The 18491-nt window shown below is 65.9% G+C and carries 15 protein-coding genes; 13 read left to right on the forward strand and 2 right to left on the reverse strand.

The genetic code is table 11. The features are described from left to right. Window positions 1-23 precede the first annotated feature (23 nt). From fdhD to WDO72_20510, 6 genes are all read left to right on the forward strand, one after another. A complete protein-coding gene (fdhD, locus tag WDO72_20485) occupies window positions 24-884 on the forward strand; it encodes a formate dehydrogenase accessory sulfurtransferase FdhD (GenBank protein MEJ0088052.1) in 861 nt (286 codons plus the stop codon). Then, window positions 881-1360, forward strand: a complete 480-nt coding sequence (locus WDO72_20490; protein MEJ0088053.1) for a formate dehydrogenase subunit gamma — start codon at window positions 881-883, stop codon at window positions 1358-1360. The genes fdhD and WDO72_20490 overlap by 4 nt, the downstream gene beginning before the upstream one ends. Beyond that, window positions 1357-2901, forward strand: coding sequence for an NADH-ubiquinone oxidoreductase-F iron-sulfur binding region domain-containing protein (locus WDO72_20495; GenBank protein ID MEJ0088054.1), 1545 nt, complete (start codon window positions 1357-1359; stop codon window positions 2899-2901). Before WDO72_20490 ends, WDO72_20495 begins: the two co-directional genes overlap by 4 nt. A gap of 89 nt (window positions 2902-2990) precedes the next feature. Next, the gene (gene fdhF / locus WDO72_20500) at window positions 2991-5816 is read left to right on the forward strand and encodes a formate dehydrogenase subunit alpha (protein MEJ0088055.1); all 2826 of its coding nucleotides are present in this window, start codon (window positions 2991-2993) and stop codon (window positions 5814-5816) included. 4 nt (window positions 5817-5820) lie between these two features. Beyond that, entirely contained in the window at window positions 5821-6054 is a 234-nt protein-coding gene (locus WDO72_20505; protein ID MEJ0088056.1) for a formate dehydrogenase subunit delta, read from the forward strand. 55 nt (window positions 6055-6109) lie between these two features. Beyond that, the gene (locus WDO72_20510; GenBank protein ID MEJ0088057.1) at window positions 6110-6997 is read left to right on the forward strand and encodes a methylenetetrahydrofolate reductase; all 888 of its coding nucleotides are present in this window, start codon (window positions 6110-6112) and stop codon (window positions 6995-6997) included. A gap of 13 nt (window positions 6998-7010) precedes the next feature. On the opposite strand, the gene WDO72_20515 is transcribed toward WDO72_20510, so the two are convergent. Together WDO72_20515 and WDO72_20520 are read right to left on the reverse strand one after the other, a co-directional pair. Further along, on the reverse strand, window positions 7011-7337 hold the full coding sequence (locus WDO72_20515) for an XRE family transcriptional regulator (protein ID MEJ0088058.1): 327 nt from the start codon (window positions 7335-7337) through the stop codon (window positions 7011-7013). A gap of 64 nt (window positions 7338-7401) precedes the next feature. Beyond that, on the reverse strand, window positions 7402-9171 hold the full coding sequence (locus WDO72_20520; protein MEJ0088059.1) for a flagellinolysin: 1770 nt from the start codon (window positions 9169-9171) through the stop codon (window positions 7402-7404). 304 nt (window positions 9172-9475) lie between these two features. Here WDO72_20520 and WDO72_20525 point away from each other — a divergent pair, with 304 nt between their 5' ends. The 7 genes from WDO72_20525 to WDO72_20555 are packed head-to-tail and all read left to right on the forward strand — an operon-like array spanning window position 9476 to window position 18461. Continuing rightward, window positions 9476-9955 (forward strand): DUF3237 domain-containing protein, encoded by a 480-nt coding sequence (locus WDO72_20525; GenBank protein ID MEJ0088060.1) that lies wholly within the window; start codon window positions 9476-9478, stop codon window positions 9953-9955. Then, window positions 9955-11460: an aldehyde dehydrogenase family protein gene (locus WDO72_20530; GenBank protein MEJ0088061.1), complete on the forward strand. Its 1506-nt coding sequence runs from the start codon at window positions 9955-9957 to the stop codon at window positions 11458-11460. Before WDO72_20525 ends, WDO72_20530 begins: the two co-directional genes overlap by 1 nt. Next, window positions 11457-13082, forward strand: a complete 1626-nt coding sequence (locus WDO72_20535; protein ID MEJ0088062.1) for a GMC family oxidoreductase N-terminal domain-containing protein — start codon at window positions 11457-11459, stop codon at window positions 13080-13082. The genes WDO72_20530 and WDO72_20535 overlap by 4 nt, the downstream gene beginning before the upstream one ends. Next, a complete protein-coding gene (locus WDO72_20540) occupies window positions 13079-13549 on the forward strand; it encodes a DUF3237 domain-containing protein (GenBank protein ID MEJ0088063.1) in 471 nt (156 codons plus the stop codon). Before WDO72_20535 ends, WDO72_20540 begins: the two co-directional genes overlap by 4 nt. Before the next feature lie 25 nt (window positions 13550-13574). Continuing rightward, on the forward strand, window positions 13575-15182 hold the full coding sequence (locus WDO72_20545) for a GMC family oxidoreductase N-terminal domain-containing protein (protein MEJ0088064.1): 1608 nt from the start codon (window positions 13575-13577) through the stop codon (window positions 15180-15182). A gap of 10 nt (window positions 15183-15192) precedes the next feature. After that, window positions 15193-16449 carry an MFS transporter gene (locus WDO72_20550; protein ID MEJ0088065.1) on the forward strand — a complete coding sequence of 419 codons (1257 nt, stop codon included), beginning with the start codon at window positions 15193-15195 and terminating at the stop codon, window positions 16447-16449. Beyond that, a complete protein-coding gene (locus WDO72_20555; GenBank protein ID MEJ0088066.1) occupies window positions 16446-18461 on the forward strand; it encodes an acetoacetate--CoA ligase in 2016 nt (671 codons plus the stop codon). The genes WDO72_20550 and WDO72_20555 overlap by 4 nt, the downstream gene beginning before the upstream one ends. Window positions 18462-18491 lie beyond the last annotated feature (30 nt).

Below are 18491 nucleotides of genomic sequence, written 5' to 3' on the forward strand. Positions count from 1 at the left end.
CTGTGCGGGTGTAAGATGCCCGCATGAAAAGCCCGGCTCATCGGGACATGCAAATCGATGCGTTGCGGGACGCAGGCAACGTGCGCCGCGCGGACGCCATCGCGGTCGAAGAACCTCTCGAAATCCGCCTGATGAGGGACGGCCTGCCCGAGGCCGACGACAACGGCGGCACCGGGCGCTCCATCTCGATCACCATGCGCACTCCCGGCCACGACGCGGAGCTCGCTGTCGGATTCCTGTACGGCGAAGGGCTGCTGCGCGAAGCGCGCGACATCGTCGATGTCGGCTTCTGCGGCCCCACCGGCAATGTGATTCGTATCCGGGCGCGCGCCGATCTGCCACTCGACCTGGCACGACTCGCGCGCAATTTCTACACCACCTCGAGCTGCGGCGTGTGCGGCAAGGCGTCCATCGAAGCGGTCAGCGCCAATGCCGGCCCGCGGCGCATCGACAGCGACCTGGTAGTTAGGGAGTCCGTATTACGCGGGCTGCCGGATGCCTTGCGCGCCTCCCAGACCGGTTTCGCGGAAACCGGCGGCATGCATGCGGTCGGCCTGTTCAGCGCGGAAGGTGAGTTGCTCGCCAGCCGCGAAGACGTCGGCCGTCACAATGCGATGGACAAACTGGTCGGTGCCGCTTTGCGCGACGGGCAGCTGCCGTGGAAAGACCGCGTCGTGTTGCTGTCGGGACGCGCGAGTTTCGAGTTGCTGCAGAAGGCGATGATGGCGGGCGCCCCGGTGGTTGCCGCCATCGGCGCGCCGTCCACACTCGCAGTCGAGTTGGCTGAATCGGCAGGCATCACACTGGTCGCCTTTCTGCGCGATGCGGGGTGCAATGTGTATTGCCACCCCATCCGCGTGCGTGCGGGCCGGGGCGAGTCGTGAGTGAGCCGGATGACAAGGTGAGGCGAGTGGTGGCGGGCGCGGTTCAGCGCCACGCGGGCGAGAACGGACCGCTGCTCGAAATCCTGCATGCGGTGCAGAACGAGCTGGGCTGCGTGCCGGGCGAGGCGATCGCGCCGCTGGCCGATGCGCTGAATCTCTCGCGCGCCGAAGTGCACGGCGTGGTGAGTTTCTATCATCACTTCCGCGCGGCGGCGCCTGGGCGCTACGTGGTGCAGTTGTGCCGCGCCGAAGCCTGCCAGTCGATGAATGCGCAGGCCACCGAAACTCGCGCCAGGGAATTGCTGGGCGTGGACATGGGTTCGACCACCGCGGATGGCCGCGTCACGCTCGAGGCCGTGTACTGCCTGGGCAACTGCGCCTGCGCGCCGTCGATCATGGTGAACGGCGAATTGCACGGCCGCGTGACTCCGGAACGGTTCGCCGAGCTCGCCGCGGAGTGGGGGCAGCGTTCATGAACGCTCCCGTCACCGTGTACGTGCCGGCGGATGCCGGTGCCCTGTCGCTGGGCGCGGATCGCGTGGCGTCTGCCATCGTCGCGGGCGCGAGCGCGCGTGGTCAGAATGTGAACCTGGTGCGCAACGGTTCGCGCGGCCTGTACTGGCTCGAGCCGCTCGTTGAAGTGGTCACGCCCGCGGGGCGCGTGGCCTACGGTCCGGTGAATGCCGGCGACGTGACCGCGCTGCTCGAAGCCGGGCTGCTCGAAGGAGCGCCGCATGCGCTGCGACGGGGTGACATCGAATCACTCGACTGGCTCAAGAGCCAGCAGCGGCTGACGGGCGCGCGGCTGGGCATCGTGAATCCGGCCGACATCGACGACTACATTGCGCATGGCGGTTACATCGGCCTATCTACCGCGTTGACGCTGGCGCCGGCCGCGATCGTCAAGATGATCACGGATTCCGGATTGCGGGGACGGGGTGGGGCCGCGTTTCCCACCGGCATCAAGTGGCAGACGGTGCTCGATCAGCCCGTGGCGCAGAAATACATCGCCTGCAATGCCGACGAGGGCGATTCGGGCACGTTCTCCGATCGCATGCTGATGGAAGGCGATCCGTTCGCCTTGATCGAAGGCATGACCATCGCGGCGCGCGCCGTGGGCGCCAATCGCGGCTACATCTACCTGCGCGTCGAATATCCGCACGCCGCGCGGGCGCTGGCGAAGGCGCTGAGCGCGGCGCGAGCGCGCGGTTACCTCGGCGAAAACATCCGCGAGAGCGGCTTCAGTTTCGACATCTCCATACGGCTCGGCGCCGGCGCTTACATCTGCGGCGAAGAGACTTCGATGCTCGAGAGTCTCGAAGGCCGGCGCGGGGAGGTGCGGGTGCGGCCGCCACTGCCGGCGATCAAGGGATTGTTCGGCCAGCCCACGGTGGTGAACAACGTCGTGACGCTCGCGACCGTGCCCGTGGTGCTGGCGAAAGGCGCGCAGTTCTACCAGGATTTCGGCGTGGGCCGCTCGCGCGGCACGATCCCGCTGCAGCTGGCCGGCAACGTGAAACGTGGCGGCCTGGTCGAGCGTGCGTTCGGCCTCACCGTCAATCAGCTGGTGTACGACTACGGCGGCGGCAGCGCGAGCGGCCGGCCGGTGCGCGCCGTGCAGATCGGTGGCCCGCTCGGGGCCTATCTACCGGAGTCGCAGTTCGATACGCCGCTCGAATACGAAGCCTTGTCGGCGAGGAGCGCGCTGCTCGGCCACGGCGGCGTCGTGGTGTTCGACGACAGCGTCGACATGGCGAAGATGGCGCGTTATGCGCTCGAGTTCTGCGCGGTGGAATCCTGCGGCAAGTGCACGCCGTGCCGCATCGGCTCGACGCGCGGGGTCGAACTGGTGGACCGCATCGTGGCCGGAGCCAACGGCTCGCGCGCGGCGGACCTGGCGCTGCTCGATGAGCTCTGCGACACGATGTTCAACGGATCCCTGTGCGGCCTGGGCGGCATGACGCCGTTCCCCGTGCGCAGCGCCCTCAAACATTTCCGCAACGACTTCATGAAGTAAAAGGGGACATGCCTATTTATTGAAGGTGCCGCGTGACACCAGGTTACGTCGCCAATAAATAGGCATGTCCCCTTTTACGGAGGACTGATATGTACGCGAAGGGTTATCACGATTTGGGGACGCCGGGCAGCACCGGCGGCGCGGTCACGCTCGAAGTGGATGGCGCCACGGTCACGGTGCCGGCTGGCACGTCGATCATGCGCGCCGCGGCGCTCGCGGGCGGCGACATTCCCAAGCTGTGCGCCACGGATACGCTGAAAGCATTCGGTTCTTGCCGCGTCTGCCTGGTCGAGATCGAAGGCCGCAAGGGCTTTCCGGCGTCCTGCACCACCGAAGTGGCGGCGGGCATGAAGGTGCGTACTCACAGCGAAGCGCTCGCCAAATTGCGCCGCGGTGTGCTCGAGCTCTACGTCTCCGAACATCCAATGGGTAGCTGCCCCGACAGCAGCCGCTGCGACCTCGAGCATCTCGCGCGCGAACACGGCATCGGTGAATCGCGATTCGCAGGGCCGGCGACCGCGCGCGACCTGCACACGCACGAGCCGGTGGATGCCAGCAACCCGTATTTCCGTTTCGACAACGATCTGTGCATCGTCTGCTCGCGCTGCGTGCGCGCCTGCGAGGAAACGCAGGGCACATTCGCACTGACGATCGAAGGCCGCGGCATCGAATCGCATGTCGCCGCCTCCGCTGCGCAACCCTTCCTGGAATCCGAATGCGTTTCCTGCGGCGCCTGCGTGGAGGCGTGCCCGACCGGCGCGTTGATGGAAAAATCCGTCATCACCGCCGGCCTGCCACAACAAGCCGTGACGACCACCTGCGCGTATTGCGGCGTCGGTTGCTCGCTGATCGCGGAGGTCACGGACGGCGCGGTCTCGCGCATGGTGCCCAACCGCAACGGCCGCGCCAACCAAGGCCATGCCTGCGTCAAGGGCCGCTTCGCGTACGGCTATGCCACCCACACAGACCGTGTCACGAAGCCGATGATCCGCAAACGCATCACCGACGAATGGCGCGAAGTGAGCTGGGACGAGGCGTTCAGCTACGCGGCGTCCGAGTTCCGGCGCATCCAGGCCGCGCACGGCCGCGATTCCGTCGGTGGCATCACCTCGTCGCGTTGCACGAACGAGGAGACCTTCCTCGTGCAGAAACTGGTGCGCGCCGCGTTCGGCACGAACAATGTCGACACCTGCGCGCGCGTCTGCCATTCACCCACTGGCTACGGCCTAAAACACACATTGGGTGAATCCGCGGGTACCCAGGAATTCGTGTCGGTGCAGCACGCGGACGTGATCATGGTGATCGGCGCGAGCCCGACGGAAGCGCATCCGGTGTTCGCCTCGCAGATGAAACGCCGCCTGCGTGCCGGCGCGAAGCTCATCGTGATCGATCCGCGCGGCATCCCGCTGGTCAAGTCGCCGCACATCGAGGCCGACTTCCATCTGCGGCTCATGCCCGGCACGAACGTCGCGGTGATCAACGCACTCGCACACGTCGTCGTCACCGAGGGCCTCGCGAAGGAGCAGTACATCGCCGATCGCTGCGAGAAGGCGTCGTACGAAACCTGGAAGAAATTCGTCGCGGATCCTGTCAACTCGCCCGAAGCGATGGAGAAGATCAGCGGCGTGCCGGCCGAGACGATTCGCGGCGCGGCGCGGCTGTATGCGGCCGGCCCGAACAGCGCTATCTACTACGGCCTCGGAGTCACCGAGCACAGCCAGGGCACCACCATGGTGATGGGCATCGCCAATCTCGCGATGGCCACGGGAAATCTCGGTCGCGAAGGCGTGGGCGTGAGCCCGTTGCGCGGCCAGAACAACGTGCAGGGCTCGTGCGACATGGGTTCGTTCCCGCACGAGTTCTCCGGTTATCGCCACGTGTCGGATGACGCCACCCGTTCGCTGTTCGAATCCATGTGGAAGGTCCAGCTGGGTTCGGAGCCCGGGCTGCGCATTCCGAACATGTTCGAGGCCGCGCTCGATGGTTCTTTCCGCGGCATGTACATCCAGGGCGAAGACCTGGCGCAGTCCGATCCGAACACCTCGCACGTCACGGCGGCGTTGTCGGCGCTCGAATGCCTCGTCATTCAAGACATCTTTCACAACGAAACCGCCAGATTCGCCCATGTCTTTTTGCCCGGATCTTCATTCCTGGAGAAAGACGGCACTTTCACGAATGCCGAACGGCGCATTTCCCGTGTACGCAAAGTGATCGAGCCGCTGGCGGGCCTCGCCGACTGGGAAGTGACAGTGCGGTTGTCGAACGCACTCGGCTATCCCATGAACTACACGCATCCATCGCAGATCATGGACGAGATCGCCGCGTTGACGCCGACCTTCACGGGCGTGAGTTACGAGAAGCTGGATCGTCTGGGTTCCATCCAGTGGCCCTGCAACGAGAAGACGCCGGAGGGTACGCCCACGATGCATATCGGCAGCTTCGTGCGCGGCAAGGGCAAGTTCTACGTCACGGCTTATGTGCCCACGAACGAGCGCACTTCGAGCCGCTACCCACTGCTGCTGACCACCGGGCGCGTGCTCACGCAGTACAACGTCGGCGCGCAGACGCGCCGCACGGCGAACATGGCCTGGCACAGCGAAGACCGTCTCGAACTGCATCCACACGACGCGGAAGCGCGCGGCATCGAACACGGCGACTGGGTGGGTGTCACCAGCCGTGCGGGCGACACCGTGTTGCGCGTGGAGATCACCGACAAGGTCGCGCCCGGAGTCGTGTACACCACGTTCCACTTCCCCGAATCCGGCGCGAACCTGATCACCACCGACAACTCCGACTGGGCCACCAATTGCCCCGAATACAAGGTGACCGCGGTGCAGGTGGTGAAGGTCGCGCAGCCGTCGGCCTGGCAGCAGCGCCGCCAGGCGAAGATCCCGGCCGAACCTGCCAGCAGCTGATCGAATGAACATCGAGCGACTGGTCGCCATGGCGAACGATATCGCCGCGTTCTTCGATGCCGAGCCCGACAAGGCGGTGGCGGCCGAAGGCGTGCGATTTCACATTGCGCGTTTCTGGGATCCGCGCATGCGGCGCGAAATCATCGCGCACGTCCAGGCGGGCGCTGAAGGGATGAGCGCAACTGCGGTCACAGCCATCAAAGCGCTGTCCCCGCCGCCTAATAGCTCAAATCAATGAATTTGATGACGGCCGCGCGCACGGCCGGCGGAACGCCGTGCCAGAATCGCGCCCCATGAATTCAAGCCTCGCGGTCAAAGTGGCCGCCCGCCAGTTCGTCGTCACCGGTGAACTGACTCCACCAAAGGGAATCGATCTCTCGAAGTTGTTTGCAACGGCGGAGCTGCTGCGCGGCTCGGTCGACGCGCTCAACATCACCGAATCGCCGCGCGCGCGCATGGCGATGGATCCGCGCGCAGTCGGCAAACTGCTGCTCGATCGCGGCATCGAAACCGTGGTGCAGGTGACGAGCCGGGACCGCAACCGCATCGCCATCCAGTCCGACCTCCTCGGCGCCGCGGCGCTCGGCCTCAGGAATTTCGTGTTCATGGGCGGAGATTCCCCCGCCGGCGGGGATCATCCCGACGCGAAGCCGGTGTTCGACCTGACGGCCTCCGGGTTGTTAGCCGCGGCGCAGGCGCTGCGCGGCGGCCACGACTTCGCGGGCCACGCGCTCTCCGGTACACCGGAGCTGTTCCTCGGCGCTACCTGCAATCCAGGCGCGACCAACTTCACCGCCGAAGTCGAGAACACGCGCCGCAAGATCGACGCAGGCGCGAAGATGCTGCAGACGCAGGCCGTCTATCACGGCGACGTGATCAAGCGATTCATGGATGCGGTCAAGCCCGACGGGGTCGCAATCCTGGCCGGCGTGATTCCGCTCAAGTCCGAAAAGAGCGCACCGTGGCTGATGGCCAACCTTCCGGGCGTCGTCGTCCCGCCAGACATCGTCGCGGCGATGGATCAGGCCGCGAAGGATGGCGTGGCGCGCGAACGCGGGCTCGAGCTCACCGCGCGCGTGGTGCGCGAGCTGGCGGGAATCTGCCAGGGTGTTCACGTGATGGCCATCGGCTGGGAAGCCGAAGTGCCGCACATTCTCGCGGCGGCCGGCGTCCGCGGCTAGGCAGCGCGGGCCGTCAGAGGATGTCGTCCTCGCCCGTCACGCCGCCTTCATCCTCCCAGCGATTCACTTCCCAGACTTCCTCGCGGCTGAACTTGAGCCGTGCGCCGGCGCCGCCGCCGTTCTCGGCGATGAACACCACGCCGGCCGCTTCGAGCGTCGCGCGCAGGCGGCGGCGCGTGGTCTCGTCGGGCCGGCGAAAGCGCTTCTCGAAGTCGGCGATGGTCTGGATGTCGATCGACGCGGATTGCGAGAGCTGCGCCTGCGACCATTCGATGAGCGCGCGTGCGGCACGGCATTGCGCGGAGGTGAGGGCGGTGGGCGTGACGACGGCGGTGTTCATACGCGCGAGCGTACTCCGCGTCCGTCTCGCTGTCATGACGGAGGCAACCCGCGGTCGGCGCCGGCTAGAACTGCAGCAGCTGCAAAGTGTTTATCGGCAGCGCATTCGCCTGCGCGGCGATGGCCGTCCCGGCCTCACGCAGGATCTGCGCGCGCGTGAGCTCGGCGGTCTCGGTGGCGAAATCCGCGTCCACGATGCGCGAGCGGCTGGCGCTGATGTTCTCGTTCATGACGGCCAGCGTATTGACCGTCATCTCCATGCGGTTCTGGGCCGCCCCGAGCCGCGCCCGCTCGCTGGCCACCGCATCGATCGCCGCGTCGAAGATGCTGATGGAGTACTGCGGGTTGCCTTCGATGTTCACGGCCTGAAGGTTCAACGTCGACGCCTGCACGGCGCGCATCTCGATGGTGATCGTCTGGTTGGCGTTCGCGCCCACCTGGAAATTGAGCATGCCGATGGTCGAGAGCGTGAGCGTCGCATGGCTCGTCGTGTCGACCGCCGCGAACGAGGCGTCTAGGTGATGCAGCGGATGTTCGGAGAACGATGCGAAGTCGGGCACGACGCCATCGTTGCTCGTGATGCGCGTGCCCCCCGGCGTGGAATCAGCGCCGCCGATGGCGCCGGTGTCGGCGTTCTGCAGGCTGCCGTCGTCGAACAGGCCGGCGATGTAGTCATTGCCGGCTTGACCGCTCGCGAACAGGGCGGTCATTGACGCCACGCTGTTGAAATCCATGCCCGGATGCGCGCTTGCGGCGGCCGCCAGCGCGTCGTCGAGCGTCGAAAGCGGATGCGCGGATAGATAGGCGAAGACTTCACGGATGCCGCTGCCGCCGTTGGCGAGGATTTCGCTGTGGATGTACCGCGCGGCGGCGTAACCGGCCGAATACAACTGCTCGCTGCCATTGGCCGTAAGGTAGGTGCTCATCAACGTGGCGACCTTCGCTGCCGTGCTGCCGCCCGCCGTGTTGCTCAGGTCGTTGAACAGCCGCGTATCGGCGCCGTGGATGAACTCGGCCGTGCCTTCGATGAACCACAGCGGCAGGTCGTGCATGTCCATCGAGCGCGCCATGATGGCGTGCGTCAGTTCGTGCGCGATGATGCGGTCGTTGTTGAGTCCGCTGGCGCCGGCGCCGTTGGGCCAGTCCGCCGGGTCGAAATCCGAGAAGTCGACATTGAGCGTCATGCCGGTGAGTTTGCCGGTCGCGGTCTCGTACCCGGTGAAGCTCACGGCCGCAAGATAGGGCTGTCCCTCGACGAATTGGACTTCGATGGGTGCGCCGTCGCCTTCGATGCCGAAGAACTGTTCGACCAGCGCCTCTCCCTCGCGCAGCCAGGAACGCTTCAATGCATCGATGATCGCGAGTTTGTCGGTGGCGGTCGGCTCGGGCCCGCCGGAGACAACGGCAGCGCCACCCAGGCCGCCGCCCAGGATCTTCACGCCGTTGAAATCCGTTGCGGCGCCGATGCGGTCTATCTCGGCGATCAATTGCGTGACTTCCGCCTGCAAGGCCCTGCGATCGCCCGCGCTGTTGGTGGCGTTGGCCGCCTGCAATGCGAGTTCGCGGCCGCGCTGCAGAAGATTGGCCATTTCCGCGAGTCCCCCTTCGCCGGTCTGCAGCAGGGACACCGCGTCCATGGCATTGCGCGACGCCTGCGTGAAGCCGCGGATCTGCGCCGTCATGCGTTCGGAAATGGCGAGGCCAGCCGCGTCATCGCGCGCGGAATTGATCCGCAAGCCCGAAGACAGCCTTTGCAGACTGCGCGCCACTCCCTCGTCCGCACGCGTGAGCATGCGCTGCGAGTTCAGCGCCGGAATGTTGGTGTTTATCTGCACCTGTGGGACCTGTCCATTCGACAGATTAACGGCGTCGTTTTGCCGCCCTGAATCGGGGGAATCCCGCAACGCGCGCGGTGGCCACGGGCATCGCGACGCATTCGGTAGTTCGGACTAAAGTCCATCCAGCCGCGGCCGCTAACTACGGCAGGGCAGATACCGATCGCGGGATTTCAGGATCCCCGGCGTTCGAGCAGCGGTCCGCAATGGTCCGGCGCCCGCGACCCGTCCCCAATTCCGCGGCAAGCGTGTCCCAGTTCGCCCACGGTCGAATCGCGGGGTAAGTCACGCGGAGAATCCGCGCATGACGGACAGCATTCCCGCAGCGCCGCGACTGGAATTCGCGATGACCATCGCGATCAACCTCGGCAAGGTCTACTGGGTCAAGCCCACCCAATACGGCTCGGAGCGCGCGGCGGTCTACCTGCTCGACGGCACGGTAACCGGGCCGCACATCCACGGCATCGTCATTCCCGGCAGCGGCGGAGACTTTCCCTGGCTGCGCCCCGACGGCGTCATCGATTTCGACGCGCGCTACATGCTGCAGACCGACGACGGCGCGAACATCTACTTCCAGAACCGCGGCTATCGCTGGGGCACACCCGAGGCCATGGCGAAGATGGCGCGGCGCGAACCGGTCGACGACGACTCTTATTACATGCGCGTGGCGCCCAAGTTCGAGGCGCCGGCCGGCAAGTACGACTGGCTCAACCGGCACGTGTTCGTAGGCCGCGCGGAAAAGACGCCCGAGGGCAATCGCATCCACTACTTCAAGGTGCTGTGATGAATGCCCCGGCACCCATGATCTCCCAGGTGGCCAGGACGCGTGCGGCCGGTTTCACCGCGCAGCCACGCGAGTTGTTCATCGGCGGCCAATGGCGCGCGGCACAGAGCGGCGAGACTTTCGAAGTCGTCGATCCCGCCAGTGCGACGGTGTTCGCGCGCGCGGCGGCCGGTGATGCCGCGGATATCGACGCCGCCGTCCGTTCGGCGCGCCGCGCATTCGAATCGCCGCCGTGGAGCGCGATGACGCCGGCGCAACGTGCCCGCCTGCTGCTCAAGCTCGCGGACCTCATCGAAGCGAATGCGGACGAGATCGCACTGCTCGAAACGCTCGACAACGGCATGCCATTCCGCATGGCGAAGTTCGGCGGCGTGTTCGGAGCTGCCGAGAGCCTGCGGTATCACGCGGGCTGGGCGACGAAGCTGCATGGCAGCACCGTGAACCTGAGCACGCCTGGCGAGTGGCATGCGTTCACGTTGCGCGAGCCGGTCGGAGTCGTCGGTCAGATCGTGCCGTGGAATTTTCCGTTCGTGATGGGCGTCGCGAAGATTGCGCCGGCTCTCGCGGTGGGCTGCACGGTGGTGCTGAAGCCGGCCGAACAGACGCCGCTCACTACCCTGCGGCTGGGCGAGCTGATTGCGGAGGCGGGCTTCCCGGCGGGCGTGGTCAACATCGTGACCGGATTCGGTGAGAAGGCCGGGCGTGCGCTGGTGGCGCATCCGGACGTGAACAAGATCGCGTTCACTGGTTCGACCAGCGTGGGCAAGGAGATCCTCAAGGCCTGCGCCGGCAATCTCAAACGTGTCACGCTCGAGCTCGGTGGCAAATCCCCGGTCATCGTGTTTCCCGATGCTGCCATCGAGCCGGCCACCGAAACCGCGGCGCGCGGCATCTTCTTGAACTCCGGCCAGGTGTGCGCTGCCGGGTCGCGGCTGTTCGTCCACGAGAAGGTTTTCGACCAGGTGGTCGAAGGCGTGGTGGCGCGCGCGAAAAAGCTGACGCTGGGAGCGGGCACCGAGCCTGCCACCGATCTCGGCCCCGTGGTTTCCGACGAACAACGCCGGCGCGTGCTCGGCTACATAGAGTCCGGCCGTGCTGACGGTGCGCGCGTGTTGACCGGCGGAGGCGCGGTATCCCGCCCGGGATATTTCGTGGAGCCTACCGTGCTGGCCGACACGACGCGCGAAATGAAAGTCGTGCGCGAGGAAATATTCGGTCCGGTGCTGTGCGCGATGAAGTTCAGCGACATCGACCTCAACGCCATCGCGCGCCTGGCCAACGACACCGAGTACGGCCTGGCCGCGAGTATCTGGACGCGCGACATCTCCACCGCGCACAAACTGGCGAAGAAAATCCGCGCGGGCTCCGTGCGCATCAACACGGCCGGTACGGTCGATCCGGCGATGCCGCTCGGCGGCTTCAAACAATCGGGCTGGGGCCGCGAAAACGGCCGCGAAGGAACCGAGATCTACACCGAAGTGAAGTCGGTGACCGTGGGCCTGTGAATTACGACTACGTCATCGTCGGCGCGGGTGCTGCCGGCTGCGTGTTGGCGAATCGGCTGAGCGAAGACCCGCAGGCGCGTGTGTTGCTGATCGAAGCCGGCGGCAGCGACGATCGCTTTCTCATTCGTATGCCGCTCGGGTTCCTGCGCGCGTTCCGCGATCCTTCGATCACCTGGGGCTACAGCAGCGAGCCCGAACCACACCTCGACGGCCGGCAACTGGCAGTTCCGCGCGGCCGCGTGCTCGGCGGGTCGTCGTCGATCAACGGCATGTTTTTCATGCGCGGCCATTCGCGCGACTTCGATGGCTGGCGGGATCTCGGTTGTACCGGTTGGGGTTACGCGGACGTGTTGCCGTACTTCAAGAAGCTCGAATCGAGCTGGCGCGGCGCGGTGCCTTACCACGGAGCGCACGGCCCCATGCCCATCGCGCCGATCGACACCGCGCGGCTGCTGCACGAGCCGCTGATGCAGGCGGCGAGCGCGGCCGGTTTCTTCACCAACGACGACATACACGGACGGCTCGAAGAGGGCTTCGCGCGCGGCGAGATCACCATCGATTCGCGCGGGCGGCGGGCCAATGCGTCGCGCGCCTATCTACACCCGGTCCGGCATCGCGCCAATCTGGAAATCATGCAGGGTGCGTTGACGACGCGTGTGTTGTTCGACCGCCGTCGCGCGGTGGGCGTCGAGCTGCGGCGCGGCGCCGAAATCCGCCAGGTATTCGCGCAACGCGAGGTGATCCTGTGCGGCGGCACGTTCAACTCGGCCCAGTTGTTGATGTTGTCGGGAGTGGGGCCGGCCACGGAGCTGCGTGGGCTTGGCATCAAGCCGATCGTCGACCTGCCGGGCGTCGGTGGCAATCTGTCCGAACATCTGCGCGCCGGATTGCAGTACACCACGCGGGAGCCGGTGTCGTTCCTGCGCGAGCTGCGCGCCGATCGCGCCGCCTGGTCTCTCGCCCGCTGGTTTGTATTCGGCCGCGGCGCGTTCGCCACGCAGATCAACAGTTGCAATGTCGTGTTGCGTACCGATCCGTCGCTGCCGCAGCCGGACATCCAGCTCATGTGCAACCCGGTGCGGATGGATGCCAGGATCTGGTTTCCGCTGTTGAGCCGCCGGCAGCAACACCTGCTGACGGTGGATGCCGTGCTGCTGCATCCGGAATCGCGGGGCCGCGTGAGCCTGCGGTCGGCGGATCCGGCCGCCAAACCGCGCATCGAGTTCAATTGCCTGTCCACGCCCGGCGACCTCGCGACATTGCGCCGCGGTCTGCGCAGTGCGCGGCATATCTACGCGACTGCACCGCAGTCGGAGCTCATTGACGAGGAGGTCGTGCCGGGCCACGGGACAGCCAGCGACGACGCGCTCGATCGGCACATCCGCGCCACGGCGGGAGTTACACAGCATCCGGTCGGCACCTGCTCGATGGCCGCAGGTGCGGGACAGGTTGTCGATCATGAACTACGCGTGCTCGGCGTCGACGGCCTGCGCGTCGCCGATGCGTCGATCATGCCGACCGTGCCGGGCGGCAACACCTACGGCGCAGTGCTGATGATCGCCGAACGCGCCGCCGATCTGATTCGCGGGCGCTCGTTGCCGCCCGCGCTGGAGCGTCCATGACTGGCGCGAACGAAATGCCCGCCAGCGAGCTTGCGATCAGGCTGGTACACGCCTTCGACATCCGCATCGACTTCGCCAGCCGTCTGATCTTCGGTCCGGTGTCGGGTGGTGCCAAACAGGGTTATGTGCCGCTGAGCAGCGGCATCATCCGCGGCCCGCGCCTCAATGGCCGCGTGATGGAGCACAGCGGGGCAGATTGGGCCACGGTCCGCACGGACGGCGTGGTGGAGACCAATGCGCACTACATGCTCGAGGCCGACGACGGCACGCCTATCTACATACAGAACCGCGGCTACATCTACAACACCCGGCCCGATGCACCGGGGCCGGCATATTTCCGCTGCACGCCGTACTTTCGTGCGCCGGTGGGCGTCCACGACTGGCTCAATCGCACCGTGATCGTGGGCGGTGGCGAGCGGCACCAGCACCCGGATTACACGCTGTTCCGCTATTTCTCCGTCGAATGATCCGGCCCGGAACGATCCGCCCGGCATGAAACGCTTCGACTATATCGTCGTTGGTGGCGGGTCTGCCGGCTGCGTGCTCGCGGCACGGCTCAGCGAGGATCCGTCGATCCAGGTCGTGTTGCTCGAAGCCGGCGACGATGAGCGCAAATACTTTCGCATCCCGATGCCGCTGGCCTGGCGCGACGCGTTCAAGGATCCGGACCTGTCGTGGGGTTTCACCACCGAGGCCGAACCGTTCGCCGACGGCCGCTGCATTCCCGCGCCGCGCGGCAAGGTGCTGGGCGGCTCGAACTCCGTCAACGGCATGATGTACATGCGCGGTCACCGGCGCGATTACGATGACTGGGAAGCGCGCGGGCTGCCGGGGTGGGGGTACGAAGGCGTGTTGCCTTACTACCGGCGGGCCGAGACGAACTGGCGCGGCGCGTCGCGTTTTCACGGCGCACACGGGCCGCTGACGACTTCGCACCACATGCCGGATGACTTCATCTATCCGCGCATCATCGATACCGCCGAAACGCTGGGCTTCCGGCATCTCGACGATTTTCACGGCGAGGAGGGCGAAGGATTCTCGACGCCCGATTTCAACATCCATGCCGGCACGCGGGGCAGCACCGTTGCGCGGTATCTGCGGCCGGCGATGTCGCGGCCCAATCTGGACGTGCGCGTGAATACGCGGGTCCACCGGCTGGTGCTCGTCAACGGCCGCTGTGTGGGTGTCGATGCCGAGTCGTCGGGATCGGTCGACAGGCTGACCGCCGACCGCGAAGTGATCCTGGCGGCCGGCGCTTTCAATTCGCCGCAGCTGCTGCAGTTGTCGGGCATCGGAGCGCCTGCCGATCTCGAACCACACGGCATCAAGGTGCTCCATGCGCTGCCGGGAGTGGGCGCGAACCTGCAGGATCATCAATCCACCGCGGTCGTGTTCGGCGCGAGCGGCGATTTCTGCTTCGATCCGAAACTGCGGCTCGACCGGCTGGCGCTGTCGGTTCTCGAATGGAAGTTGTTTCGCACCGGGACGATCGGCAAGGCGCCGGTGTCGGCGCAGGGCCTGGTACGCACGCGGCCCGGGCTCGACCGTCCCGACCTGCAGATGCTGATTTCGCCGGTGTCCATCTTCGCGCGGCCGTGGTTTCCGGGCTGGCGCAAGGGTGAGGGCCATCGCCTCTCGATGGCCTGCGTGCTGCTGCATCCGGACAGCCGCGGCAAGGTCAGCCTGCGTTCGGCGGATCCCACGGCGCCGCCGCGCATCCTGCTGAATCTGCTGCAGGCCGAGAGCGACCGCCAGGCGCTGCGCGGGATCGTACGATTCGTGCGCCGTTTCTTTGCCACCGCGCCGGCTTCGGAGCTGGTCGCTGCCGAGCAATTTCCGGGACCCGGGATCGAATCGGATGCGCAGATCGATGCGCACCTGCGCAAGACGCTGGGGACCGCCATGCATCCGACCAGCTCCTGCGCCATGGGTGTGGACTCCATGGCCGTCGTCGACGGTCAGCTGCGAGTGCACGGATTGTCGGGACTGCGCATCGCCGATGCGTCCATCATGCCGGCCATCGTCGGCGGCAATACGAATGCGCCGGTGATCATGATCGCGGAAAAAGCGGTCGACCTGATTCTGGGTCGCCGGGTTTAGGGGGAGACGAGTGGCGAAGCCCGTTTATTACGGCTGGATATTGTTAGGCGTCCTGTGGCTGGTGTTCGCCTTCAACCTGGGGTTCCCCGCGTATGGCGGGCCGGTCATCAATTCGGCGATGGCGCGCGAGCTCGGCTTCAGCCGCGAGACGCTCGGACTGATGACGTCGTTCTACATCATCATGTCGGGATTGCCGGGGCCGCTGGTCGCGATGTCGGTGAACCGCTTCGGCGTGCGGCGTACCTTGCTCGCGGGCAGCGCCATGAATGTCGCCGGCGCCGCGTTCATGGCCACGGTGGCGAACTCGGGGCTCGCCGCGTATTTCGGTTTCGGCCTGCTGATCGGCGGCGGTGTCTGCACCGGTGCCGCCATCGCGAGCCAGACCGGCCTGTCGCGCTGGTTCGTGCGGCGGCGCGCGATGGCGATGTCCATCCTGTATTCGGCTGGCGCCATCGGCGGCTACATCGCCACCAAACACGTATTGCCGGGCGTCATCGCAGCCACTGGCAATTGGCGCAATGCCTGGTGGGTCATCGTCGGACTGTCCGCGCTCGCGGGCGTGCTTGCGCTGCTGTTCGTGAAGGAACGTCCCGAAGACATGGGGCTGGTCGCCGACGGCGAGAATCTGGCCGCGCCCGATGCGCCACCCAAACCCCGGCCGGCATTCGTCACGACGACGCCCTGGGAGTTCCGCGACGCGGTGCGCGCGCCCAGCTACTGGCTGATCCTCGGCTCCTTGTTAGGTGGCAGCGGCGGGTTCACGCTGTTCCTCGCGCACGGCATCGTGCATCTGCAGGATCTCGGCCACGCGGCGACGGTGGGCGCGGGCGCGATCGCCACCATGACGGTGACCGGCCTGCTCGCCAAGGTGATCATCGTTTTATTCGGCGACCGGATCGATCCGCGTTACCTGTGGGCGGTGTTCATGTTGTTCTTCGGTGCGGGGCTCGTGATCATCGTCAACGCGCGCACGCAACTGCAGGTCGACCTGTTCGCGACCTGTCTCGGAATCGGCTTCGGTGGAGGGATCGTCTGCTTGATGACAGTGCTCGGCAACTACTACGGACTCAAGGCGTTCGCCTTGTTGTCGGGAATCGCGATCGCCATCAACACCACGTTGTCGGCGCTGGCCCCGTTCATCGCGGGGTTCCTGTTCGATCACGGATACGGCTATGCCGGCACGTGTTACTTCCTCGCCGCCTGGTGTTTCGCCGGCGCGGTGGTGCTGTTCGTCCTGCGCCGGCCGGTGCTGAAGGCGGTGGCATGAAACAAATCGACGAGGGTCAATTGTTGTGGAAGCCCGGCGCGCGACGCCTCGCGCGTTCCCACCTGACCCGGTACCTGAACTGGCTCGATCAGCGTGGCCGGAAGTTCGATGACTACCAGGCATTGTGGCAATGGTCGGTCGACGATCTCGAAGGGTTCTGGGGCTCGATCGTCGAATTTTGCGGCGTGAAATTTTCGCGCCCCGCGAGCCGCGTGCTCGGCAAACGCGAGATGCCCGGGGCAGAGTGGTTCCCGGGCGCGACGCTCAACTATGCGGAACACGCGCTGCGCCATGAGCGGCCGGGCGTCGACGCGCTCATTCATCTGTCAGAGCGCGCCGCGCTCCAGACGATGCAGTGGCCGGAGCTCGCGCGGCAGGTGCGAGTTCTCGCCACGCGCCTGCGTGCACTGGGTGTCGCGCCCGGCGACCGTGTGGTGGCCTATCTGCCGAACACGCCGGAGGCGGTTATCGCGATGCTGGCCACGGCCAGCATCGGCGCGGTGTGGTCGAGCTGCGGGCCGGATTTCGGCGCGCGTGGCGTGCTCGATCGGTATGCACAGCTCGCGCCGAAGCTCATTTTCTGCGTCGACGGTTACAGCTACGGCGGCAAGCTGTTCGACAAACGCGCCGAGATCCGCGACATCATCGCGGGGCTGCCGTCGCTCTCGCAGGTCATCCACCTGCCGTACCTCGACCGTACCGATCTGACTCCGCTCACCGAACGCTCGCTGTTCTGGGCGGACGTGCTCAGCGGCGCCGACCCGGGGCGCGAAGCGTTCCAGTTCGAACAGGTGCCGTTCGCGCATCCGCTGTGGATTCTGTTCTCGTCCGGCACCACCGGTCTGCCCAAGGCGATTGTCCACTGCCACGGGGGCATCACGCTCGAGCAGTTCAAGCTGTTCCACTTCCACATGGATCTGCACGCGCGGCAGCGCATGTTCTTCTTCACCAGCACCGGCTGGATGATGTGGAATTTTCTTGCGAGCTCCCTGCTGATGGATGCCGTGCCCGTGCTCTACGACGGCAACCCGGCCTGGCCCACCCCCGACCTGCTGTGGAAAATGGCCGACGACACCGGCGCGCATCTGTTCGGCGCCAGCCCTACCTACCAGGCCATCCTCGAGAAGGCCGGTATCGTGCCGAAGGACCGCTTCGAGCTGGCCGAGCTCGAGACCATCGTGCTGGCCGGCTCTCCGGTGACGGCCGAGTGCCATGCGTGGTTCTACGACAACGTGAAGGCGGACCTCTGGGCGCACTCGGGCAGCGGCGGCACCGACATCTGCTCCGGACTCGTTGGCGGCGTGGTGAACCTGCCTATCTACGCGGGCGAGATCCAGGCGCGGCAGCTGGGCGTTGCCGCGTATGCTTTCGACGAGCAGGGCAGGCGGCTGGTCGACCAGGTCGGCGAACTCGTGTTGACCGAACCCATGCCGTCGATGCCGGTGCGCTTCTGGGGCGACGAGGACGGCAGCCGTTATCGCGATTCGTATTTCGACCATTACCCGGGCATCTGGCGGCACGGCGATTTCTTCCGCATCAATGCGCGTGGCGGTTGTTTCGTGCTCGGACGTTCGGATGCGACGCTGAACCGTCACGGCGTGCGCATCGGCACGGCCGAGATCTACCGGTCGCTGGCGGGTGTTCCCGAGATCGAAGACGCGTTGATCGTCAATCTCGATCTGCCGGGTGGAAAGTTCTTCATGCCGCTGTTCGTCAAACTCAAGGAAGGGCGGCGGCTCGATGCCGCGCTCACTGAGCGCATCCGGGCGCATATCCGCCAGGAATATTCGCCGCGCCACGTGCCGGACCGGATCCTCGAAGTGGGCGCGATTCCGTACACGCTGACCGGCAAAAAGATGGAGGTCCCGGTGCGTCGCATCCTCATGGGCATGCCGGTTGCGCAGGCGGCCAACCGCGCCGCCATGGCGAATGTCGAATCGCTCGACTTCTTCACCGACTACGCCGCCAAACAGACGGACTTCTCCATAACCTCAGGAAAATCCACGAGCTAACTCCCTGAAAACGTGACGAGCGCACGTTTT

It is taken from the genome of Pseudomonadota bacterium (assembly GCA_037200975.1).
In the GTDB taxonomy this organism is placed as follows: Bacteria; Pseudomonadota; Gammaproteobacteria; order Steroidobacterales; family Steroidobacteraceae; genus CADEED01.